Here is a 20,998-nt window from a genome sequence, read left to right on the forward strand (position 1 = left end):
GGTAACCCATGTCCCTTGTAGCTGAACGTGTCGCCGACCTCGCGCAGGCCCGCCGGCCGTTCGTCCACGCCACCGTCGTCCGCGCCCAGGAACCCACCTCGGCGCGGCCCGGCGACGACGCGGTGATCCTCGCCGACGGCTCCATCGAGGGGTTCGTCGGCGGGGTGTGCGCCGAGAGTTCGGTCCGGGCGGCGGCCCTCGACACCCTGAAGGACGGCAACACGCTGCTGCTGCGCGTGCTGCCGGAAGACAACGCGGCGTTCCCGGAATCGCCGGGCGCGCTGGTGGTGGTCAACCCGTGCCACTCGGGCGGGGCGATCGAGATCTTCCTGCGGCCCGTGCTGCCCAAGCCCCTGCTCGGGGTGGTGGGCAGCACGCCGATCTCGCGCGCGGTGGCTTCGCTGGCTGAGTTTCTCGACTTCGAGGTCACACCCGCTTCCGCGTACGAGGGTGCGGCGGCCGTGGTGGTGGCCGGGCTCGGCCGCGACGAGGAGCGGGCGATCAGGGCTGCTTTGGATGCCGGGGTGGCGTACGTGGCCCTGGTGTCCAGCCACAAGCGGGGCGCAGTGGTGCTGGACGGGATGGGGCTCACGCCGGCGGAACGAGACCGGGTGCGCCCGCATGCCGGGCTCGACATCGGGGCCCGTACGCCGAAGGAGATCGCGCTCTCGATCCTGGCCGAGGTGGTCCGCGAGCTACGCGCCAACGGCATGGCCTCGCCGGACGACATGGTGCACCCGCCGGAACCCGACGGCGCTGTATCCACAGTCCAGGGTTATCCACAGGCCACCGACACGATCAAGCCCAACCCCGCGATAATGACCAGCGGGGGCTCCCCCAGGGAGGGTGGGCTCGACGTTGCGGATGATCATGCTGCCGCCCCTTCGGTTATCACGATTTCCGCGAGCCCGCCCCGGCAAGCCGTCGACCCGGTCTGCGGCATGACCGTCTTCATCGACGACACCACCCCGCATGCCGTCGTCGACGGCGAGGACTACTGGTTCTGCCGGGTGGGGTGCCGCGACAGCTTCGTGGCCGGTTAGCCGATGGGGGTCACCGGGCTGGTGCTCGCGGCGGGCGGTTCGCTGCGGCTGGGGGAGGCCAAGCAACTGCTTCCCTACCACGGCCGTACGTTGCTCGACGCCACCCTCGACGTCGCGCGCGCGTGCGGCTTCGACCAGTTGCTGGTCACCCTCGGCGGGTCGGCCACCCAGGTGCACGAGCAGGTCGACCTCACCGGCTGCACGGTGATCGAGAATCCTTCGTACTCGTCGGGCTGTGGTTCCTCGGTCTCGTCGGCGATCCCGCTCGTGAGCGAGTCGGCGCTGGTGCTGATGCTCGGTGACCAGCCCGGTGTGCTCGCCTCGTCGGTCGCGGCGGTGCTGGACGCGCTGACGCCCCTCGCCGTCGCGCGCTACGAGGACGGGCTCGGCCATCCCTTTCTGTTCCGCCGGGAGACGTTCGGGGCTTTGGCGGGGCTGCACGGCGATAAGGCGGTGTGGAAGCTGCTGCACTCCGGCGCGTACCCGGTGACCGAGGTGCCGATCGACGGGCCGGTGCCGATCGATGTGGACACGCGCGACGACTACGAGCGTCTGCTGGCCGGTGAGGCTCGGTGAACGACGCTACCGACGTACGGACCCGGCTTGACGCGGTTGACTATCTGGTCGACGACGGGCTGGCCATGGCCATGTTCCTCGCGTTGCGGCTCGGCAAGCCGCTGCTGCTCGAAGGGGAGCCGGGGGTCGGCAAGACGGCCGCGGCCAAGGCGCTGGCGCTCGCGTTGGACACGCCGTTCATCCGGTTGCAGTGTTACGAGGGGCTGACCGCGGGCGAGGCCCTGTACGAGTGGAACTACCAGCGGCAACTGCTGGCCATCAGGCTGGCCGAGGCGCGGCACGAGCGGCTCTCCGACGCCGACCTGTTCACCGCCGAGTTCCTGCAGGAAAGGCCCATTCTCAAGGCCGTACGCCATGCCGGGCCGACGCCGCCGGTGCTGCTCATCGACGAGATCGACCGGGCCGACGACGAGTTCGAGGCGCTGCTGTTCGAATTCCTCGGTGAGGCCGCGATCACCGTGCCCGAGCTGGGCACGTTCACCGCGCTGCGGCCGCCGGTCGTGGTGCTCACCTCCAACCGCAGCCGCGACCTGCACGACGCCCTGCGGCGACGGTGCCTATACCACTGGATCGAGTTCCCGGCCCCGGCCCGCGCGGCCGAGATCGTCCGGAGGTCGGTGCCCGGCGCCCGGGAGCCGCTCATCCGCAGCGCCGCCGAGTTCATCGGGCGCGTACGCGGTCTCGAGCTCGACAAGGCGCCCGGCCTGGCCGAGACGATCGACTGGGTGTCGGCCCTGTCCGCACTCGGCGTTACCGATCTGACCGACGCCGCGGTCATCGGCACCCTCGGCACCATCGCCAAGACCCCGGACGACCGGACCGCCGTCGCCCTCGCCGTCCACCAGGAGACCCCATGAAGATCACCAACGAGTTCACCGTGCACACCCCGATCGAGCGCGCGTGGGAGGCGCTGACCGACCTGCCCGGGATCGCCCCCTGCCTGCCCGGGGCCCAGCTGACCGGGGTCGACGGGGACGTCTACCAGGGCAAGGTGAAGGTCAAGGTGGGCCCGGTGATCTCCGACTTCGCCGGCACGGCCCGGTTCACCGAGAAGGACGACGAGAAGTACCGCGCGGTGATCGACGCCAAGGGCCGCGACTCCCGGGCCGGCGGCAACGCGTCGGCGCTGGTCACCGCGTCCCTGACCCCCGACGGCGACAGCACGCTGGTCTCCGTCGACACCGACCTGAAGATCAGCGGCAAGCTGGCCCAGTTCGGCAGCGGCATGATCAAGGAGATCTCGAACAAACTGCTGGCCCAGTTCGTCGCCAACCTGGAAGCCAAACTGGCCACCGACCAGCCCGCCGCGGCCTACTTGACCGCTGCAACCGCTGCAACCGCTGCAACCGCATCGGCTCCTGCCGCAGCGCCTGCTGCTGCCGCATCGACCGCCGCTGCGCCCGCTTCTGCCGCATCGACCGCTGCTGCGCCGTCCGCTGCTGCCACGGACACTGTTCCGGCGACGGCCGCTGTTGTTGCGCCCGCTGGGCCGGCCGAGCGGCCGAGCGCGGACAAGCCCAGCCCTGAAACGCTCACCGCGAATCTGATTCCGGCCGAGCCGGGCGCGGCCGAGCCGGCAACCCCCGCGGTCGCGGGCAGCGAGCCCCTGGCCGCCTCCACCACAACCGAGCCGGACGGCGTCACCGCCCCACCCGCGACCACGACCCCACCCGCTCCGACGACGCCCGCTGCGACGACGCCCGCTGCGACGACGCCCACTGCGACGACGCCCGCTGCGACGACGCCCGCGCCGACGACGACGGCCGTCAACGGTTCGCTGGACTCGACAGCGTCGAGCGTCAACGGCTCGCCCGCGCCGGTCGCCGGTTCGGCCAGGGCGGCCAGCCCGCTGGCCGCGGCCGACGAGGAGCCCGAGGCGCTCGACCTGTTGGCCGTGGCCGGCAGCTCCGTCTACAAGCGCTTGATCCCGGCCGGCGTAGTGGTCGCGGTCATCATCGCCGTCATCGTGTGGCTCGTTGGCCGGCGCTGAGCCTCCCCCCGGCGCGGCGTCCCGGCTCCCCGGCCCGGGTGGCCCGCCTTCGGCCCGGCCGGTGCTGCTGCGCGGCACCGACCGGGCCGCCCTCGCCGTGGCCCTGGTCGACCGTCTGCGCCGGGCCGGCCTGCCCACCGGCCTGACCGAGACGGGCGACTTCGTCCACGCGATCGAGGTGAGCCCGCCGCTGTCGGTCGGCACCCTCTATTGGACGGCCCGGATCGCGCTCGTCCGCCGCCAGCCCGACCTGGCCGTCTTCGACGAGGTGTTCGCGGCCGTCTTCGCCGACGCCCCGCCCCTGCCGCTGACCCGCCAGTCCGGCCCGGCCCCGGCCCGCCCGGACGACGTGCACGTGCCCGTCCCGGCCGACGCCCGCGAGCAGACCGACGGCGGCGGCCTGCCCTGGGCCACCCTGCCGCCCGCGGTGGCCCCGGCCGACCCCACCGACGCGGGCCCGCTCATCCCGGAACGCCGCCCCAGCGCCCTGGCCGCCCAGGCCGAGCTGCCCTTCGAGGACCTCGACCCGGCCCGGACCGAGCTGCTGGGCGAGGCGTTGCGGGCCACCCTCACGCGCTGGCCCACCCGCCGGACCCGCCGCCACGCGACCGATCCCTCGGGCCGCCGCATCGCCCTGCGCCCGACCATCGCCCGGGCCCGCCGCACGGCCTGGGAGCCGGTGGCCCTGGTGCGCGAACGCGCCGTCCGCCGGCCCCGCCGCGCCGTGCTCTTGTGCGACGTCAGCGAGTCCATGCGGGCCCAGGCCACCGCCTACCTGCACCTGATGCGCGCCTTCACCCTGGTCGCCGACGCCGAGGTCTTCGCGTTCGCCACCACCCTGACCCGTCTCACCCCCACCCTGCGCCACGCCTCGGCCGCCGAGGCCATCACCCGGGCCGGCGCCCTGGTCACCGACCGCTTCGGCGGTACGAGGATCGCCACCAACCTGACCGCCGTGCTCGACTCCCACCATGGCAACACCCTGCGCGGCGCCTTGGTGATCGTCGCCTCCGACGGCTGGGACAGCGACCCGCCGGACCGCATGGACGCCGCCATGGCCCGCCTGCGCCGCCGGGCCCACCGCATCCTGTGGCTCAACCCGCGGGCCGGCGCCCCCGGCTTCGCCCCGGCCGTCGCCGGCATGGCCGCAGCCCTGCCCTACTGCGACCGCCTGCTGCCCGCAGCCACGTTCCAGGACCTCACTCGGGCCGCTCACCTGCTGCAGGACTTGTCGGGTCCGGCTCCACGCCGCTGATCTCACGGTGGCTCGAGCAGCGCGCGGACGGCCTCGATGATTTCGCCGGCGGCATGGTCGGTGGCGTGCTGGGCCGCACCGTCGAGCAGCCACTGGGTCCACAGCGCCAGGTGGGTGGGGGAGACGTCGCCCCTGATCTCGCCGTCGGCCGCAGCTTCCGACAGGTTGCGGGTCAGGAAGTCTCTGATCAGAGTGGATTCGTCGTCGAGAACGGCGGCGACCTCGGGCAGCAGTTCGACGCCGGACACGGCGTGCACGAAGCCGCCGAAGTGGGGGTCGGCCATCTCGGCCCGCAGGCCCTCGGCGTACGCCAGGACGGCGCGCAGGCCGCCGCCGTCGGTCTCGATCAGGGAGAGCGCCTGGCGCGTCTGCTGGAGCCCGGAGGTGAGGACGCCGACCAGGGCGTCGAGTTTGGTCGGGAAGTAATGGAAGAACGTGCCCGATGAGATGCCGGCCCCACGACAGATCGACGCGGTGCTGGTGCGGTCGTAGCCCGAGACGGCGAACTGCCGGTAGGCCTCGCTCAGGATGGCTTCGCGCCGTTCGGTGTGACGCTGCTCGTCGACGATGCGTCCCATGCCGCCTCCCATCTTTTAGTAGAGCATTCGCTCTAGAGCCGCTACTCTAGCAAAATGAAAGTCGAAGCGGGGAGCCGCCGGACCGTGACCGTGCTGGTCGGTTTGGTGCTGGCCTACCTCCCGATGTGGCTGCCACCGCTGGCCCGGCTGGCCGGCGCCGACCTCGGTGTCGGCGGCCCGGCCGCGTCGATCGTCTGGAACGTCCTCGCGGTGGCTCTGCTCGTCGCCTACATCTTCGGGGTGGAGCGGCGCCGCCTCGACTCCATCCGCCTGGTCCGCCCCGGCGGCAAAGACCTCGAGTGGGCGCTGATCCTGTTCGGCTGCCACATGGCCTGGACCTGGCTGGCCCGCGTCATCCGCCCGCCCCCGCCCGACGAGGGAACCGCGACCATCACCGCGATGCCCGTCCTCGCGGTGCTGGCCCTCATCCTGTCGGCCGCCGTCTTCGAGGAGGTCTTGTATCGCGGCTATCCCATCGAGCGCCTGACCGAGCTGACCGGCCGCGCCTGGGTCGCGCTGGCCCTCACGGTCCCGCTGTTCGTGCTGCCCCACCTGGTGTTCTTCTCACCGTCGTGGCTGCTTTACCAGGCGTCGGGCACGGTGGCGCTCTTCGTGCTGTTCGTCCGGCGCCGCAACCTGATCGCCTGCATGCTGCTGCACCTGGCCATCAACCTGCCCATCCTGATTCCCACGATCGCCTCCCGCTGAGGGGAGCGGCGCCACCGGCAGGCGGGACCGGCGCCTCCGCCGGAGGGGACCGGCGCCTCCGGCAGGCGGGAGCGGCGCCTCCCGCGGAGGGGGCGGCGAGGGGTCAGCTCCAGAGGGTCACGTGGACCGACGGGCGGAAGTGGCCGGCCTTGGCGCCGGCGCCGCGCATCATGGCCTGGATGGCTCGGGGGGTGGAGGCGAAGCGGCACAGTTCGGCCGCGGCCGAAGGGGTGCCCTGGTCGAGGCGGGTCAGGGCGTGCCAGACGGTCTCGAGGGTGGCGTGCGGGCTGGGCAGTTGGATCAGGGTGCCGTTGCGGATGTCGGGGGCCACGGCGAACGAGAGGGCCGGGGCGACCCCCTTGCCGCGCTTGGCCTCCTCGAGGGCGCCGGCGTTGCTCTGGTAGATCTGCTGACGATCCTCGGGGACGCCCAGGCGGGCCAGCAGGTCGGGGATCGCGCCCGAGCTGGCGGTGGCCGACGGGCCCAGCAGCCACGTCTGGTCGCGCAGCTGGGCCGCCGACGGTCGCAGGTGGACGATCGGGTTGTCGGGGCCGGCCACGACCACGACGCGGTAGTTCATCACCGGGCGGGCGGTCAGCGCCGGGTCGAGCACCGTGGGCGGCGGGCCGATGGCGATGTCGATCGTGCGGCTCAGCAGCAACGCCTCGAACGAACCGGGGTCGCGGACGCTCAGTTCCAGGTCCAGGTCGTCGGCCCGGGCGGCGAAGCGCTCGATCAGGCCGGGGGCCGCGTGCTCGGCGAACAGGCTCGAGGCGCCGACGCGGAGCAGACGGCGGCCGCGGCCGGCCGCGCTCACTTCGAGCACCGTGATGTCTTGCAGGCCGAGCAGTTCGGTGGCCCGGCTGGCCAGGCGCAGACCGCCGGGGGTGAAGGCGAGCCCGGCCGCCGTACGGGAGAAGAGCTGGTCGCCGAGCTCGCGCCGCAACTGGCCGATGTGCAGGGAGATCGCCGACTCGGACACCGACAGGTGCGCCGCGGCCTGTTTGACCGAGCCCAGCCGGACGACGGCGGAGTAGGCGCGCAGCTGGGTCGGAGTCATCACCGGCGCTCACCCATGTTCCGCCCCCAAGGCCGTTCCCGAGTCTCTCTCGCAATCTATCGCGGTTACCTGGGCGCCAGCTGCCCCAAGATCCGAGGGCTGGACAGGCGGATCAGCTGACATCTAACATTTCAGTTGTGGAGAGGGTGCCCCGCCGGCTGCTGCGTGAGACGGCCTACGAAGCGATTCGTGACGCCGTGGTCCGCGGCGATCTCGCGCCCGGCGCCGCTGTCAACAGCGCCGAGCTCGCCGACCAGCTCGGCCTGTCCCGGGCCCCGGTGCGTGACGCCCTGTCCCGGCTGGCCGACGAGGGCCTGGTCGAGACCAAGCCGCAGAGCTACACCCGGGTCACCCGGGTCGCGCCGAGCGAGGTCCGCGACGCCGCCGCCGTCGTCCGCGCGATGCATGAGCTGGCCGCCTCCGCCACCGTCGGCTCGCTCACGTCGGCCGACCTGGCCGAGATGCGCGCCGCCAACGAGCGCTTCGAGTCCGCCGCCCGCCGCGGCGACATCGACGCCGCCATGACGGCCGACGACGACCTGCACGGCGTGCTCGTGCGGGCCAGCGGCAACCGCGCCCTGGCCGCCACCATCGAGCGCTACACGCCGCTGATCCGCCGGCTCGAACGGCTGCAGTTCGGCCGCGACCACGCCCGCCGCTCCGTCGAGCGGCACGACGACTTGATCGCCGCCGCTGCTGCCGGTGATGTCAGCGAGGCGACCCGCCTCACGGCGCTCATCTGGCGCTCATTGGAAGAGGGAACCGAATGATCAACTTCGAGCGCTACCCCCTGCTGTTCGGCCCGTCCCCGGTGCACCGGCTCGACCGTCTCACCGACCACCTCGGCGGCGCCGCCGTCTGGGCCAAGCGCGAGGACTGCAATTCCGGCATCGCGTACGGCGGCAACAAGACCCGCAAGCTCGAATACCTGGTGGCCGACGCGCTGGCCCAGGGCTGCGACACGCTCGTCTCGATCGGCGGCGTCCAGTCCAACCACACCCGCCAGGTCGCCGCGGTGGCCGCCCGGGCCGGGCTCAAGTGCGTGCTCGTGCAGGAGAGCTGGGTCGAATGGCCCGATTCCGTGTACGACAAGGTCGGCAACATCCTGATCAGCCGCCTGGCCGGGGCCGAGGTGCGCCTGGTCCGCTCCGAGTTCGGCATCGGCTTCAAGGAGAGCTGGGAGCAGGCCCTCCGCGACATCGAAGCGGCCGGTGGCAAACCGTACGCCATCCCGGCCGGCGCGTCCGATCACCGGCTCGGCGGTCTCGGCTTCGCCAATTGGGCGTACGAAGTGGAAGCGCAGGAAGCCGAGCTCGGCGTCTTCTTCGACACGATCATCGTGTGCTCGGTCACCGGCAGCACCCAGGCCGGCATGATCGCCGGGTTCGCCGCCCTGCGTGACGCCGGTTCCCGCCCCCGGCGCGTGCTGGGCATCGACGGCAGCGCCAAGCCGGCCGAGACCCACGCCCAGGTGGCCCGGATCGCCCGCAGCACCGCCGCCCTGATCGGCGTGACCCGCGAGCTCGACGACGACGAGATCCTGCTCGACGACCGCTACCACGGCGGCACCTACGGCATCCCCGACGAGGCCACGCTGGACGCCATGCGCCTGGCCGCCCGCACCGAGGGCATGGTCACCGACCCCGTCTACGAGGGCAAGTCGATGGCCGCCCTCATCGACCTGGTGTCCCGGGGCGAGATCGCCCGCGACTCCACCGTTCTGTACGCCCACCTGGGCGGACAGCCCGCCCTGAACGGCTACAGCGCCCTGTTCTCTTGAGTGGGCCGTTCGGCTGATCCGCGAATGGGACGGTTTTCGTGATCTCCCACCTGATCGGGTGAGTTTGAGGGAGGGGGTGGGGCGGGCAAGTGGTGCGGGCGTTGCCGGTGGCCTGGGATGGTCGCCCGCGGAGAAGGAGCCTCGTACATGTCTGTCCTCACCGTCTCAGCCGACACGGACACCGCCAGTGAGCTGATCACGGCGATGGCCGCGCTGCCGGCCGGGCATCCGGAGCGGGCCGAACTGCGGGACCGGGCGATCGAGGCCTGGCTGCCGCTGGGCCGCCACCTCGCGCAGCGCTACGCCGGCCGCGGCGAGCCCGCCGACGACCTGTTCCAGGTGGCCGTGGTCGGCCTGATCAAGGCGGTCGACCGCTGGGACGCCGAGCGCGGCGTCGACTTCGCCGGTTACGCGATCCCGACCATCGTGGGCGAGATCAAGCGGCACTTCCGGGACAAGACCTGGTCCGTACGGGTGCCGCGGCGGCTGCAGGAGCTGCGGCTGGCCATCACCGCGGCCAACGCGACGCTGAGCAACGAGCTGGGCCGGGCCGCCACCGTGGCCGACATCGCCACCCACCTCGGGGTCACCGAGGAAGAGGTGCTGGAGGGCCTGGAGGGCGCCCGCGCCTACAACGCGACCAGCCTGTCCACCCCGGTCAGCGCCGACGGCACGACCGAGCTCGGTGACACGCTGGGCGGCGAGGACCGCGAGTTCGAGGCGGCCGAGTTCCGGGTCGCGCTCGGGCCCGCCCTGGCCACCCTGAACGAGCGCGAGCAGCGGATCGTGCACCTGCGCTTCTACGGCAACCTGACCCAGACCCAGATCGCCGAGCAGGTCGGCATCTCGCAGATGCACGTCTCCCGGCTGCTCAACCGGGCCCTGGTCAAGCTGAAGGGCCACCTCGGCGAGCAGTGACAAGAGCGGACTGCAGCCAGCGGTACGAGTCTCTCGGCGTACGGGCCTGGTCGTCGAAGTTGACCTCGACCAGGCCGAACCGCTGGCTGTAGCCCTCGGCCCACTCGAAGTTGTCGAGCAGGGACCAGACGAAATAGCCGCGCACGTCGACCCCGGCCGTGATGGCGTCGTGCACGGCACGCAGATGGCCGTCGAGGTAGTCGACGCGGAACTGGTCGTGGACGCCGGGCGCGGTCGAGCAGCCGTTCTCGGTGATGTGGATCGGCGGCAGCGCGTCGCCGTAGTTCTCGCGCAGCCCGGTCAGCAGCTCGGTGAGCCCGGCCGGGACGACTGGCCAGCCGAACGTGGTGGTCGGGTAGCCCTCGATCGGTTGCAGGTCGAACGGCAGCGGTGAATCCTCGGCCGGGGCGCCGACCTGGGTCGGGTTGTAGTAGTTGATGCCCAGCGCGTCGAGCGGCGTGCTGATCAGCTCGAGATCGCCGTCGCGGACCACGTCGCCCAGCGCGGCGCCGAGGAAGTCCGGGTACGAGCCGAGCAGCACCGGGTCATTGAACAGCCGGTTGTGGAACGCGTCGTAGACGGCCGCGGCCGTCACGGCGCCCGCGTCGTCGGCGGCCGGCCACACCGGCGTGCAGTTGTTGGTGATCATCACCTCGGCCGCGCCCGCCGCGCGCAGCGCTCGGGCAGCGAGCCCGTGACCGAGCAGCTGGTGGTGCGCGACCGGCAGGGCGTCGAGCATCAGCGTGCGGCCCGGGGCGTGGCTGCCGTACGCGTACCCCTGGGCCATGTGCACGATCGGCTCGTTGAGCGTGATCCACCGGCGGACCCGGTCGCCGAGCCGGGTCACCACGTGCGAGGTGTAGTCGGCGAAGTACGAGGCCGTGTCCCGGGTCAGCCAGCCGCCCTTGTCCTCCAGGGTCTGCGGCAGATCCCAGTGGAACAGCGTCGGCACCGGCACGATGCCCTTGGCGAGCAGCGCGTCGACCAGCCGGTCGTAGAAGTCGAGCCCGGCCGCGTTCGGCACCCCCGACCCGGTCGGCTGCACCCGGGGCCAGGCGATCGAGAACCGGTAGGCCCCGACGCCCAGCTCGGCCAGCAGCTCGACATCCTCGGCGTAGCGGTGGTAGTGGTCGCACGCCACGTCGCCGGTGTCACCGTTCAGCGTCTTGCCGTCGGTGTGCGCGAACGTGTCCCAGATGGAGGGCCCGCGCCCGTCCTCGTGCACCGCCCCCTCGATCTGGTAGGAGGCCGTCGAACAGCCGAACAGAAAACCCTCGGGAAAGCGGGGCAGCGCATCGACCATGCCCCGAGGCTATTGGCTTCCCGAGCCGCCGTCCAACGTTCCGGGTAGGCCTGTTCGCCTAGGACGAGCGCTCCCTGGACGCTGCTGACCGCGACACGATCGGGCAGGCCACCGTGTGACGCGTAGTCCCGGCCCACCGGATCGCCCGCCGCGTCTGACAGCTTCCTGACTTCCGCTCGCCAGGCTGACCGCTCGGCCCGGGATCGCCCCGGGTTCGAAGCCTCGGGAGTGGCCCGGGCGGGAAGCGAGGACGGTCCATGCGCAGGCACCTCATGGTGGGCGCGATCGCGCTGGTGGCGCTGGCGGGATGCGGTGGCGAAACGGCGCCGCCGAAACAGGGCGCCAAGGTGGCGACGCTCGAGAGTGCGGCGGCGTCGGCCCCGGCCAAGGCGAAGGCCAAGCCGCAGCGGCCGCGGGAACGGCTCGACACCACGCCGGAGGAGTACGAGGCCATGCTCGGGCCGTACAACAAATGCATGAAAGAGCAGGGCGGCTTCGTGAAGGGTGACGCCGGCTCGGGCAGCGGGTTGCGGCCCGCGACCAAGGCCGAGATGGACAAGACCGAGGCGGCCAACCGGATCTGCGAGCCGCAGTTCCTGCCGCTGCCGCCGTGGGAGAAGGATCCGGCCAACCCGGAGGCACGGGACTTCGCGCGCGAGGTGGTCGCCTGTCTCAAGGGCAAAGGCATCAAGTACGTCGAGGTCTCCGACGACGGCATCAGCATCGCCCTCGGCGGCGAGCAGAACGACTCCCGCTCGATCAGCCGGGGCCTGGAGCTCGCGCCGGAGTGCGAGCGGCAGGTCGCGGCCGGGGCGAAGTGATGCGGAAGCGGTATGCGCTGGTCGCCGTCGCCCTCACCGCGCTGTCGGCCTGCGGTCAGGAGCCGGAGCAGCGGGCGGCGCCGAAGGTGGCCACCCTGAGCAGCCAGGCGCCGGCCTCGGCCCCGCCGGAGCGGCCGCGGGAGCGGCTCGACACCACCGAGGAAGAGTTCGAGGCCATGCTCACTCGCTACTACAAGTGCATGGACGAGAAGGGTGCTCTCGCCGTGCGGGTGGCCACGAACGGCCGCAAGAAGGCCATGACGGCCGACGAGGTCGCGAAGGGCGAGGCGGCCGACCGGATCTGCGAGCCGCTCTACTATCCGTTGCCACCGTGGGAGAAGGACCCGACCAATCCCGAGGCGGCGGACTTCGCCCGTGCGGTGGTGAAGTGCCTGGAAGCTCAGGGGATCGACGCTTCGATCGAACCCGACGGGGTGACGGTCTCCTTCCAGAAGGAAGTTCAGCGAGCCCTGGCCGCCCGGCCGGGCTGCGAGCGCGAAGCCGCCGCGAAGTAGCGGAAGGGGCGGCGCCCGGCCGGATTGCGAGCGAGAAGCCGCCGCGAAATAGCCAAGGTGCAGCAGCGCGAAATAGCGAAGGTGCAGCAGTCGGCCGGATGGCCGGCGCGGAACTGCGAAGGTGCGGCGGCCGTACACCGGCCGCCGCACCTTTGTCGTCAGACGGTTGCGAGCGCTTGGGTGGGGGTCAGGCGGGCCGCCCGGACGCAGGGGTACACGCCTGCCAGCACCCCGATGACCACGGCGCCGGCCACCCCGGCCACCGCCGCCTCGGCCGGGACGACCAGCGGCCAGTCCTGCCAGCGGGCGTAGCCGACCGTGGCCAGCAGCCCCAGCGTCGTGCCGCCGAGACCGCCCAGCGTGGCCAGCAGCACCGACTCGGTGAGGAACTGACTGCGGATCTGCCCGCGGGTGGCGCCCAGCGACCGCCGCAGCCCGATCTCGGAGCGCCGCTCCAGCACCGACACCACCATGGTGTTGGCCACCCCGATGCCGCCGACCACCAGCGCCACGCCGGCCAGGGCCAGGAACAGCACCGAGAAGCTGTTCTCGGTGGCCCGCTTGGCCGCCAGCGCGTCGGAGGGCCGGGTCACCACCACCGCGCCCGGGCGTTCCGGCGAGACCGTCTCGGCCAGCACGGCCCGCACCGCTTCCAGTTCGGGCTCGTCGCACTGCACGTACAGGACGGTCGGGCTGCCGTCGAAGCCGAGCTGGGCCTTGGCCGCGGGCCAGCCGACGAGCACCGAGCGGTCGATGTCGGGCGACAGCGGCGTGGTGGCCAGGATGCCGACCACGGTGAACTTCGTGTCGGCGATCATCACCTGGGGGGTCGGCGCGCCCGCGACCAGTTCGGTCAGGCCGAGCCGGGTGGCCGCGACCGAGCCCAGCACCACGGCCGGGAAACGCTCGGTGGCCGGGGTGAGCCAGCGGCCCGCCCGCACCCGGGCGTCGATCGTGGGCAGCAGGTCGAGGCGGGTCGCGAGCACGGTCAGACCGAGTCCGTCGGCCGGGTCGGTGCGGTCGTTCCGGCGTACGAAAGTATGGGTGTTGGCCACCGCGCTGGCCGCCGTGACCGGGCCGATCCGGCGGACCATCTCGACCGCCGACTCGGGCAGCCGGGCCGGCGGGTCGACGTCGGGCCGGGCCACCGCCTGCAGGGCGTTGGTGCCGAGCGCGTCGAGCTCCTCGACCAGGGCGGCCTGGCTGGACGCGGGGATGCCGGTCACCACGAGCATGGTGGCGATGCCGATCGCGATGCCCAGCCCCGACAGCGCAGCCCGGGCCGGCCGGGTCCGCAGCCCGAGCACGCCCAGCCCCAGCAGGTCGAGCGGGCTCACGAGGCCACCACCACGTCCATGTCCTCGGTCAGGCCGGCCCCGCTGACCTGCACCCAGCCGTCGGCGAACAGGCCGGCCTTGACCGGCACCAGGCCCTGCGGTCCCTGGACGGCGTAACCGCCCTCGCTCAGGGCCACGAGCGCTTCGATCGGCACGGCCAGGACCTTCTTCGCCGTACGCCCGGGGAAGTTGACCTTGACTTCGGCCGAGTCCAGCTTGGCCAGGCCGGCCGGGTTGTCGACCGTCACCGACACCGTGAGCCGGGGGGCGTCGCCCTCGTTCCCCGTCGCGTCGCGGCCGACGGCGCTGACCCGGGCCTTGATCGTACGATCGTCGGGCAGTACGACAATCACCCGGGAACCCGCGGTCAGCTTGGCCGCGTCGGCCAGCTCGGCCGACACCGTGATCAGCTTGCGGGTCGAGGTGACGGTCATCAGGTCGGCCGCGGCCGCCGCGCCCGGCTGCACGGTGAGCGACTCCACCCGTACGGGCCCGGATTGCACCTCGACCTCGCCCACCGCGACCGTCCCGGTGACCGGCCGGCCCAGATCGCGCTGCCACCGCTTGATCGCGGCGACCAGGCCGGGCGTCAGCACACTCTCGCCGGCCGGCGTGCCGGCCGGGCGCGGGCCGACCCGGTATCCCAGCGCCCGCAGGTTGTCGGCGACGATCCGCACGTCCCGGCCCGACATGAGCGGCGTGGCGATCGGCCGGTAGAGCGGCATCTTGCCGTAGAACAGCACCACCGGCGCGTCGTCGGCCCGGAACAACTGCCGCCCCTGCTCGATCGTCGCGCCGACCTTGGGCAGCCAGGTCACCGTGCCCGCGACGTGCCCGGCCAGCGGACGGGCCGCGCCAAAGCCGACCTGCCCGGACAACGAGGTCGTCGTGGACAGGTCCCGGCGTTCCAGCTTGACCGTCGCGACCTGCTCGGTCTGCTCGGCCACGGGGGCCGGACCGGGCTCGCGGTCCTGGGTCAGGACGAAGGCCGCCGCGCCGGTCAGGGCGAGCACGAGCAGCGCGCCCGTGATGGTTTTGCGGTAGGACATGGTCGATCAGCGTGTCCGGCGATCATCAGGAACCTGTCAGGTATCGCCGCAACCCGGCCCGGGGCTTTGCCGGGCGACCTATCATCGCCGCCATGTGCGCGAAAGTGCTGGTCGCCGAGGACGACCCCCGGCAGGCCGAGGTCGTGCGGCGCTACCTGGCCGCGGCCGGTCACGAGACGCTGGTCGTGCACGACGGCCGGGCCGCGCTCGACGAGGCCCGCCGCTGGCAGCCCGGCCTGCTGGTGCTCGACGTGATGATGCCGGGCCTGGACGGGCTGCGCGTGTGCCGCACCCTGCGGGAGGAGTCCGACGTGCTGGTCCTGATGCTGACCGCCCGGGCCACCGAGGACGACCTGCTGCTCGGTCTGGAGCTCGGCGCCGACGACTACCTGACCAAGCCGTACAGCCCGCGCGAGCTGATGGCCCGGGTCCGTACGCTGCTGCGCCGCGCGCCGGCCCGGCCCGAGGAGTCCGGCTCGCGGCGGATCGGGCGGCTCACCGTCGACCTGACCCGCCACCACGTGACGGTCGACGGCGAGCCGGTCGAGTGCACCCGGGGCGAGTTCGCGATCCTGGCCGCCATGGCCGACCAGCCCGAGCGCGTGTTCACCCGGGCCCAGCTGCTGCACCACACGCGTGGCATCGACCGCAGCTCGACCGAGCGCACGATCGACATGCACGTGCTCAACCTGCGCCGCAAGATCGAGGCCGATCCGCAGCAGCCCACGCAGCTCGTCACGGTCTACGGGGTGGGTTACAAACTCGCTTCCGGTACGCCGTGACCCCGGCCCGGGTGCCGCTGCGGCACAGCCTGGTGACCCGGCTGCTGGCCACCTCGGTGCTGATCGCGATCGCGGCCATCGGGGCCACGGCGTGGCTGGCCGCCCGCACGGCGACCCGGGCCATCACCCAGGAGCAGGGCCGGTCGCTGACCGAGGAGAAGGGCGTCTACGACCTGCTGGTCGGCTACGCCGCGACGCACGCCCGCTGGTCCGGCGCCCAGACCCTGATCGACGAGCGCGCGGCCAAGCTGGGGCGCCGGATCACGCTGACCACGGCCGACCGGACCGTGATCGCGGACTCGGGCGGGCGGGCCGATCTGCGTACGGCCCGGCCGTCGGCCCTGGTCGACCCGCTCAACCTGGACGTGGGCCTGGTCGGGGGCGACGACCGCATCGACCCGCGGGCGGCCGGCCCGTTCCGGGTGCGGCCGGGCGAGCGGCCGCAGTTGCAGAAAGCGGCCGAGGACGCCATGTCGTGCCTCCGCAAGACCCGCGGCCAGGGCCAGATCGAGCAGCTGCCGAACGGGCGGCCGACGATCGTGCTGACCGTGGCCGATGCCGACGCCGCGAGTTGCGCCTCGTCGCTGTCCGACACGACCACGCCGAGCGAGGCCAAGGCGCTGCGGAAACTGGGCGAGTCGACCGCGAAGTGCCTGAACTTCGGCGTGAGCCTGACGGTCTATGTCAGCCCCGACTTCACGCCCATGCTGGCCAAGTCCGGGATCTACGACGACAAGCCGAGCACCGACTTCGTGGCCTCCGAGGCCCTGTTCCAGCCGGCCAACGCGGCCGGCGCCACCCGCGTACGCAATTGTGTGGAGAAATCGCGGCGGGCCATGCTGACCAAGTACGTGGCCCCGCCGGCCCTGCTGTTCGTGACCGACCCCCAGGCCGGGGCCGACCAGACCCGGTTCACGCTCTCGCCGGCCAACACGACCCGGATCGTGGCCACCACCGGCGCTGTCCTGCTGGTCACGATCGTCGTCACCGTGCTGGTCGGGCGCCGCCTGGTCCGCCCGCTGCGCGCGCTGACGGTGGCCGCCGACGAGCACCGGCCGGTGCCCGTGACCCGCAACGACGAGATCGGGCGGCTGGCCCGCGCCCTCAACGACTCGGCCGAGCGCCGCGACCGGGCCGAGACCCAGCGCCGCGCCATGGTCAGCGACGTCGCCCACGAGCTGCGCAGCCCGCTGACCAACATCCGCAGCTGGCTCGAGGCGGCCCAGGACGACCTCGCCCCCACGGACGGTCAGCTGCTCACCCTGCTGCACGAGGAGGCGGTGCAACTGCAGCACATCATCGACGACCTGAGCGACCTGGCCGCGGCCGACGCCGGCACGCTGCGGGTGCACCCCGCGCCGGTCGTGGTGCGCGACCTGCTGGCCCAGGTGGCCGAGGCCCACCGCGCCGCCGCCGACAATGCCGGCGTACGCCTGGAGACCGCGACCGACGGCGACCCGGTGCTCACGGCCGACCCCGTCCGTCTGCGGCAGCTGCTCGGCAACCTGGTCTCCAACGCGATCCGCTACACCCCCGCCGGCGGCACGGTGACGGTCCACGCCCACGACACCACGATCACCGTCCGCGACACCGGCATCGGCATCAGCCCCGACCACCTGCCGAAGATCTTCGACCGCTTCTGGCGCGCCGACACCTCCCGCAGCCGAGCCACCGGCGGCAGCGGCCTCGGCCTGTCCATCGCCCGCCAACTGGCCGACGCCCACAACGCCACCCTCACCGCCACCAGCACCCCCGGCGCCGGCACCACCTTCACCCTCGAATTGCCCTGAGCGCCGCCGGCCGCTGTCACGAAACGGGGCGGGCGGTGATCTATAGGGGCATGGCCAGCTCCTTCGCTTTCTTCAGCATTCCGATGCACGGGCATGTCAACGCGACTCTTCCGATCGTCGCCGAGCTGGTCCGGCGGGGGGACGTCGTGACGTATCACGCGACCCCGGCCTTCGCCGGTGAGATCGCGGCCACCGGCGCGACTGTTCTTCCGTACGCCGGTGGGGAACAACGGCTGCCCGACCCGCCGACGCCGGCCGGGCTGGTCGCCGAGGTCGCGCGGATCTCGCGCCGGGTGCTGCCCGGAATTCTGGCCGACCTCGACCGCAACCGGCCCGACGCGGTGGTCTTCGACAGTGCCTGCCTGTGGGGGCTGATCGCGGCCCGGGTGCGTGACATCCCGTCGGTCTGCTCGTACACGACGTTCGCTTTCAACGACACCGTGCCGAGTCCCGTACGTTTCTCCTGGTCAATGCTCAAGTCGGTGCTGGCGCAGCCCGGCGAACTGGTCAGCTACGCGGGTTCGCGGGCCGTACTGCAGCGGCGCTACCCGGGCACGGGCGTGCCGCTCGTCGACATCGGCACGATCCGCGGCGACCTCAACCTCGTCTACACGTCGCGGCGCTTCCAGCCGGGCACGTTCGACGACTCGTACAAGTTCGTCGGCCCCAGCCTCGGCGCCCGCCCGCACGACTTCGAGCCCCTGCCCTCCGGCGGCCCTTTCCTGTACGCGTCGCTGGGCACCGTGTTCGACGCCGGCCCGGCCCCGCTGCGCTTGTTCGCCGAGGCCCTCGCACCCCTGGGCGGCACAGTAATCATCTCGACCGGCAGCGTGGACCCGGCCGCCCTGGGCCCGTTGCCCGCCAATGTGATCGCCCGGCGGTCCGTGCCCCAGCTCGAAGTGCTCGACCGGGCGTCACTCTTCGTTACCCACGGCGGCATGAACAGCGTCAACGAGTCGCTCGCGGCCGGCGTGCCGATGCTGGTCATTCCCCAGGGCGCCGACCAGCCCCTGGTCGCCGAGCGGGTCACCACCCTCGGCGCCGGCCTGTCGATCACCCCGGCCGAGGTCACCACCGATTACGTACGCTCCCAGGCCCGCCGCCTGCTGCAGGAGCCCCGCTTCCGCGAGTCGGCGGCCGCGCTCGCCGTCGAGCAGCGCGAGGCGGGCGGCTACCGGCGGGCGGCCGACGAACTGCAGAAGTTCGCGCCGGCCTGACATGACCGCGACCGTCATCGTCGTCCTGGTCGTGGCCGGGATCTCCGAGGCTCTCGGCCGCGTCGTGCCGCTGATCGCCCGCCGCTCCGGCATCGCCCGCCCGGTGGTTATCGGCCTGATCCTGACCGGTGGCCTGATCGAGGCAGCCGTGTTCGCGCTGTGGCCGCTGACCTCGTGGACGCTGGCCGAACTGCTGCTGCCCGCCGCCCCGGCCGGCCCCGAACCACCTTCCTGGACCCCGGAGCTGGCGGCCCCGCTCATGCTCGCCGCCGTTCTCGCGTTCCCGCTGCTCGGCCCCCTGCTGCACCTGCTGCTCATGACCGTCGTCGGGGTCGGCCTGACCGGGCCGCTGGCCGCCGCGACGGGGCTCGGCTGGTGGACGACCGCGGCCTGCGTGGCCGGGGCCGGGCTCGGGCTGGGCCTCACCATCGACGTGGTGCGCCGGGTCGCCGTGCGGGTGGCCACCCGATGACCGACGTGCTGGTCACGCTGCTGCTGTTCGCAGTGGGCCCGGTGCTGCTGGCCGAGGCGTTGCTGGCCCGCTACGAGGTGCTGGCCTACCAGGCCGGATGGCATCGCCCGCCCATCGCAGGGCCCGACGGCATGGCGTACGCCCGGGGTGCCGGCCCGGACCGGCCGCCCACCGCTTACCTGGTCTATCTGGACGGCATCGGCAAACGCCGCTTCCGGGACAGCCGCGACAGCGGGCGCCTGGTCCAAGCGGTCGTCGACCGCGCGCCCGGCGTGCGCGTGCTCGGCCAGGTGCTGCCGTACTCGCCGATGGTCTCGCCGCTGGCCGAGCGCCCGGGGTGGCGGTGGCTGCGCCGCCACGCCGGGGTCCTGCTGTTCGTGCACAACGCCATGCAGGTCTTCATCGCGGCCGACCGCCGCTACCGGCCGATGTACAACCACGCGGTCGGCGACCAGATCGCGGCCCAGCTGCGGCTGGCCGGCTATCGCGAGGACAGTGGCATCCCGGTCGTGCTGGCCGGCTACTCGGGCGGCGCCCAGCTCGCCACCGGCGCCGTGACCCCGCTGCACAACCGGCTGCGGGCCCCGATCCACGTGATCCTGCTCGGCGGGTTCCACAGCGGCACGAACGACCTGAGCCAGGTGGCCCGGGTCGACCGGATCACCGGCAGCGGCGACCGGGTCGAGCGGGTCGGCTCGTGGATCTTCCCGCGGCGCTGGCCGGTGTGGCGGCGCAGCGCGTGGAACCGGGCCCGCCGGGCCGGCCTGGTCACCGACCACCGCTTCGCCGGCTGGACCCACGTCGGCCCGCGCGGCTACCTCAGCGACGCCCACCTCGAAAGCACGATCACCGAGGTGCTGGCCATCATCGGCGCGATCACGCCGCCGAGCGGACCAGTTCCGACAGTGCCGGCCACAGTTCCGGAGCGGCCCCGATCGTGAGTTCGGGGGTGAAGTCGGTACCGTGGCCGCCGAGCGTCACGCCGGCCTCGCGGGCCACGAGCGCGCCGGCCGCGATGTCCCACAGGTTCGTGTCGAGGGCCAGGCCGCCGTCGAGCCGGCCGGCGGCCAGGTAGACCAGGTTCAGCGCGGCCGGCAGGCGCCGGATGTCGCCTGACACGGGCAGCAACTGCCGGATCACCCGCGCCGCGCGCTCCTTGGTGGCCGGGTTGGGCTGGAAACTGACGCCGACCAGCGCCTTCTCGAGCGGCGGGCCGCCCGCCACGCGCAGCGGCTCGCCGTTCAGGAACGCCCCGCCGCCGGCGATCGCGCTGAACGTCTCGTTCGCGACCGGCTCGTGGACGACCGCCATTCGCGGCTCGTCGCCGTGGTACAGCGCGATGCAGACCGACCAGGGTCCCGTACGGCTGATGTAGTTGCGCGTGCCGTCGAGCGGATCGATCACCCAGTTCCAGCCGCTCGTGCCCCTGCGGCCGTTGCCCTCCTCGGCCAGCATGGCGTCGTCGGGCCAGGCCGCGTGGACCGCGTCGACGATCAGCCGCTCACTGGCTATGTCGACGTCGGAGACCACGTCGTTGGCGTGGGCCTTGGGCGCGCCGACCCGCAGCGTGTCGCGCCGCTCCAATTGCAACCGCCCGGCCCGGACGGCCAGGTCAGAGGCGAGTTCCCGTACGCCGGAAAGATCTCGTTCCATGCCGGCCACGCTATCGGGCCGCGGGCACAGTCGCGGGGGGGGGGGGGGGGGGGCCCCGGGGCGCCCCCCCCCCCACGCCACCTCGGCCAGGGCACGCGTCGGGGTGGTCAGCGTGGCGGCGCGGGCGAGTACAGCCTCGGCCAGTGTGTCC

At 72.6% G+C, this 20,998-nt stretch carries 22 protein-coding genes; 16 read left to right on the plus strand and 6 right to left on the minus strand.

What is annotated here, in order from left to right; all coding sequences use genetic code 11:
* Positions 1 to 8: 8 nt before the first annotated feature.
* Genes M1L60_RS14655 through M1L60_RS14675 form a run of 5 tightly spaced genes read left to right on the plus strand, consistent with a single transcriptional unit; the run spans position 9 to position 4,864 of the window.
* Complete coding sequence (locus M1L60_RS14655) at positions 9 to 1,043, plus strand: XdhC family protein (RefSeq protein WP_253237954.1); 1,035 nt, start codon at positions 9 to 11, stop codon at positions 1,041 to 1,043.
* Positions 1,044 to 1,046: 3 nt separating this feature from the next.
* Entirely contained in the window at positions 1,047 to 1,619 is a 573-nt protein-coding gene (locus M1L60_RS14660; protein ID WP_253237955.1) for a nucleotidyltransferase family protein, read from the plus strand.
* Positions 1,616 to 2,476 (plus strand): AAA family ATPase, encoded by an 861-nt coding sequence (locus M1L60_RS14665; protein ID WP_253237956.1) that lies wholly within the window; start codon positions 1,616 to 1,618, stop codon positions 2,474 to 2,476. Before M1L60_RS14660 ends, M1L60_RS14665 begins: the two co-directional genes overlap by 4 nt.
* A complete protein-coding gene (locus M1L60_RS14670) occupies positions 2,473 to 3,609 on the plus strand; it encodes an SRPBCC family protein (RefSeq protein ID WP_253237957.1) in 1,137 nt (378 codons plus the stop codon). The genes M1L60_RS14665 and M1L60_RS14670 overlap by 4 nt, the downstream gene beginning before the upstream one ends.
* Complete coding sequence (locus M1L60_RS14675; RefSeq protein ID WP_253237958.1) at positions 3,596 to 4,864, plus strand: VWA domain-containing protein; 1,269 nt, start codon at positions 3,596 to 3,598, stop codon at positions 4,862 to 4,864. The genes M1L60_RS14670 and M1L60_RS14675 overlap by 14 nt, the downstream gene beginning before the upstream one ends.
* A 2-nt stretch (positions 4,865 to 4,866) precedes the next feature.
* Here M1L60_RS14675 and M1L60_RS14680 read toward each other — a convergent pair whose 3' ends face one another.
* Positions 4,867 to 5,442 (minus strand): TetR/AcrR family transcriptional regulator, encoded by a 576-nt coding sequence (locus M1L60_RS14680; protein ID WP_253237959.1) that lies wholly within the window; start codon positions 5,440 to 5,442, stop codon positions 4,867 to 4,869.
* Positions 5,443 to 5,496: 54 nt separating this feature from the next.
* Between M1L60_RS14680 and M1L60_RS14685 the strand changes: the two genes are divergently transcribed.
* Positions 5,497 to 6,150, plus strand: a complete 654-nt coding sequence (locus tag M1L60_RS14685) for a CPBP family intramembrane glutamic endopeptidase (protein WP_253237960.1) — start codon at positions 5,497 to 5,499, stop codon at positions 6,148 to 6,150.
* A gap of 103 nt (positions 6,151 to 6,253) precedes the next feature.
* On the opposite strand, the gene M1L60_RS14690 is transcribed toward M1L60_RS14685, so the two are convergent.
* Positions 6,254 to 7,210, minus strand: coding sequence for a LysR family transcriptional regulator (locus M1L60_RS14690; protein WP_253237988.1), 957 nt, complete (start codon positions 7,208 to 7,210; stop codon positions 6,254 to 6,256).
* A gap of 137 nt (positions 7,211 to 7,347) precedes the next feature.
* Here M1L60_RS14690 and M1L60_RS14695 point away from each other — a divergent pair, with 137 nt between their 5' ends.
* The 3 genes from M1L60_RS14695 to M1L60_RS14705 all read left to right on the plus strand — a co-directional run bounded on the left by M1L60_RS14695 (position 7,348) and on the right by M1L60_RS14705 (position 9,908).
* Positions 7,348 to 7,980: a GntR family transcriptional regulator gene (locus M1L60_RS14695; protein WP_253237961.1), complete on the plus strand. Its 633-nt coding sequence runs from the start codon at positions 7,348 to 7,350 to the stop codon at positions 7,978 to 7,980.
* Positions 7,977 to 8,990, plus strand: coding sequence for a 1-aminocyclopropane-1-carboxylate deaminase (locus tag M1L60_RS14700; protein WP_253237962.1), 1,014 nt, complete (start codon positions 7,977 to 7,979; stop codon positions 8,988 to 8,990). The genes M1L60_RS14695 and M1L60_RS14700 overlap by 4 nt, the downstream gene beginning before the upstream one ends.
* A 147-nt stretch (positions 8,991 to 9,137) precedes the next feature.
* Entirely contained in the window at positions 9,138 to 9,908 is a 771-nt protein-coding gene (locus M1L60_RS14705) for a SigB/SigF/SigG family RNA polymerase sigma factor (protein ID WP_253237963.1), read from the plus strand.
* On the opposite strand, the gene M1L60_RS14710 is transcribed toward M1L60_RS14705, so the two are convergent.
* Positions 9,877 to 11,211, minus strand: coding sequence for a GH1 family beta-glucosidase (locus M1L60_RS14710; RefSeq protein WP_253237964.1), 1,335 nt, complete (start codon positions 11,209 to 11,211; stop codon positions 9,877 to 9,879). The genes M1L60_RS14705 and M1L60_RS14710 overlap by 32 nt on opposite strands.
* Positions 11,212 to 11,468: 257 nt before the next feature.
* Here M1L60_RS14710 and M1L60_RS14715 point away from each other — a divergent pair, with 257 nt between their 5' ends.
* Both M1L60_RS14715 and M1L60_RS14720 read left to right on the plus strand, forming a co-directional pair.
* A complete protein-coding gene (locus tag M1L60_RS14715) occupies positions 11,469 to 12,032 on the plus strand; it encodes a hypothetical protein (RefSeq protein ID WP_253237965.1) in 564 nt (187 codons plus the stop codon).
* A complete protein-coding gene (locus M1L60_RS14720; protein WP_253237966.1) occupies positions 12,032 to 12,547 on the plus strand; it encodes a hypothetical protein in 516 nt (171 codons plus the stop codon). The genes M1L60_RS14715 and M1L60_RS14720 overlap by 1 nt, the downstream gene beginning before the upstream one ends.
* A 158-nt stretch (positions 12,548 to 12,705) precedes the next feature.
* Here M1L60_RS14720 and M1L60_RS14725 read toward each other — a convergent pair whose 3' ends face one another.
* Together M1L60_RS14725 and M1L60_RS14730 are read right to left on the minus strand one after the other, a co-directional pair.
* Positions 12,706 to 13,884, minus strand: coding sequence for an ABC transporter permease (locus M1L60_RS14725; RefSeq protein ID WP_253237967.1), 1,179 nt, complete (start codon positions 13,882 to 13,884; stop codon positions 12,706 to 12,708).
* Complete coding sequence (locus tag M1L60_RS14730; RefSeq protein WP_253237968.1) at positions 13,881 to 14,933, minus strand: peptidoglycan-binding protein; 1,053 nt, start codon at positions 14,931 to 14,933, stop codon at positions 13,881 to 13,883. Before M1L60_RS14730 ends, M1L60_RS14725 begins: the two co-directional genes overlap by 4 nt.
* 92 nt (positions 14,934 to 15,025) lie before the next feature.
* On the opposite strand from M1L60_RS14730, the gene M1L60_RS14735 reads away from it, so the two are divergent.
* Genes M1L60_RS14735 through M1L60_RS14755 form a run of 5 tightly spaced genes read left to right on the plus strand, consistent with a single transcriptional unit; the run spans position 15,026 to position 20,135 of the window.
* Entirely contained in the window at positions 15,026 to 15,715 is a 690-nt protein-coding gene (locus M1L60_RS14735) for a response regulator transcription factor (protein WP_253237969.1), read from the plus strand.
* Entirely contained in the window at positions 15,712 to 17,505 is a 1,794-nt protein-coding gene (locus tag M1L60_RS14740) for a sensor histidine kinase (RefSeq protein WP_253237970.1), read from the plus strand. Before M1L60_RS14735 ends, M1L60_RS14740 begins: the two co-directional genes overlap by 4 nt.
* A 50-nt stretch (positions 17,506 to 17,555) precedes the next feature.
* Complete coding sequence (locus M1L60_RS14745; RefSeq protein ID WP_253237971.1) at positions 17,556 to 18,722, plus strand: macrolide family glycosyltransferase; 1,167 nt, start codon at positions 17,556 to 17,558, stop codon at positions 18,720 to 18,722.
* Between the two features lies 1 nt (position 18,723).
* Positions 18,724 to 19,194 (plus strand): hypothetical protein, encoded by a 471-nt coding sequence (locus tag M1L60_RS14750; protein ID WP_253237972.1) that lies wholly within the window; start codon positions 18,724 to 18,726, stop codon positions 19,192 to 19,194.
* On the plus strand, positions 19,191 to 20,135 hold the full coding sequence (locus M1L60_RS14755) for an alpha/beta hydrolase family protein (RefSeq protein ID WP_253237973.1): 945 nt from the start codon (positions 19,191 to 19,193) through the stop codon (positions 20,133 to 20,135). Before M1L60_RS14750 ends, M1L60_RS14755 begins: the two co-directional genes overlap by 4 nt.
* On the opposite strand, the gene M1L60_RS14760 is transcribed toward M1L60_RS14755, so the two are convergent.
* Positions 20,071 to 20,847, minus strand: coding sequence for an inositol monophosphatase family protein (locus M1L60_RS14760; protein WP_253237974.1), 777 nt, complete (start codon positions 20,845 to 20,847; stop codon positions 20,071 to 20,073). The two genes, M1L60_RS14755 and M1L60_RS14760, sit on opposite strands and share 65 nt — an antisense overlap.
* Positions 20,848 to 20,998 lie beyond the last annotated feature (151 nt).

Source organism: Paractinoplanes aksuensis (assembly GCF_024137025.1).
GTDB lineage: Bacteria > Actinomycetota > Actinomycetes > Mycobacteriales > Micromonosporaceae > Actinoplanes > Actinoplanes aksuensis.

Coding starts and splice junctions, on each gene's coding strand:
- M1L60_RS14655 (WP_253237954.1), top strand. CDS start 9: ATGTCCCTTGTAGCTGAACGTGTCGCCGACCTCGCGCAGGCCCGCCGG.
- M1L60_RS14660 (WP_253237955.1), top strand. CDS start 1,047: ATGGGGGTCACCGGGCTGGTGCTCGCGGCGGGCGGTTCGCTGCGGCTG.
- M1L60_RS14670 (WP_253237957.1), top strand. CDS start 2,473: ATGAAGATCACCAACGAGTTCACCGTGCACACCCCGATCGAGCGCGCG.
- M1L60_RS14680 (WP_253237959.1), bottom strand. CDS start 5,442: ATGGGACGCATCGTCGACGAGCAGCGTCACACCGAACGGCGCGAAGCC.
- M1L60_RS14685 (WP_253237960.1), top strand. CDS start 5,497: ATGAAAGTCGAAGCGGGGAGCCGCCGGACCGTGACCGTGCTGGTCGGT.
- M1L60_RS14690 (WP_253237988.1), bottom strand. CDS start 7,210: ATGACTCCGACCCAGCTGCGCGCCTACTCCGCCGTCGTCCGGCTGGGC.
- M1L60_RS14700 (WP_253237962.1), top strand. CDS start 7,977: ATGATCAACTTCGAGCGCTACCCCCTGCTGTTCGGCCCGTCCCCGGTG.
- M1L60_RS14705 (WP_253237963.1), top strand. CDS start 9,138: ATGTCTGTCCTCACCGTCTCAGCCGACACGGACACCGCCAGTGAGCTG.
- M1L60_RS14710 (WP_253237964.1), bottom strand. CDS start 11,211: ATGGTCGATGCGCTGCCCCGCTTTCCCGAGGGTTTTCTGTTCGGCTGT.
- M1L60_RS14715 (WP_253237965.1), top strand. CDS start 11,469: ATGCGCAGGCACCTCATGGTGGGCGCGATCGCGCTGGTGGCGCTGGCG.
- M1L60_RS14720 (WP_253237966.1), top strand. CDS start 12,032: ATGCGGAAGCGGTATGCGCTGGTCGCCGTCGCCCTCACCGCGCTGTCG.
- M1L60_RS14730 (WP_253237968.1), bottom strand. CDS start 14,933: ATGTCCTACCGCAAAACCATCACGGGCGCGCTGCTCGTGCTCGCCCTG.
- M1L60_RS14735 (WP_253237969.1), top strand. CDS start 15,026: ATGTGCGCGAAAGTGCTGGTCGCCGAGGACGACCCCCGGCAGGCCGAG.
- M1L60_RS14745 (WP_253237971.1), top strand. CDS start 17,556: ATGGCCAGCTCCTTCGCTTTCTTCAGCATTCCGATGCACGGGCATGTC.
- M1L60_RS14750 (WP_253237972.1), top strand. CDS start 18,724: ATGACCGCGACCGTCATCGTCGTCCTGGTCGTGGCCGGGATCTCCGAG.
- M1L60_RS14755 (WP_253237973.1), top strand. CDS start 19,191: ATGACCGACGTGCTGGTCACGCTGCTGCTGTTCGCAGTGGGCCCGGTG.
- M1L60_RS14760 (WP_253237974.1), bottom strand. CDS start 20,847: ATGGAACGAGATCTTTCCGGCGTACGGGAACTCGCCTCTGACCTGGCC.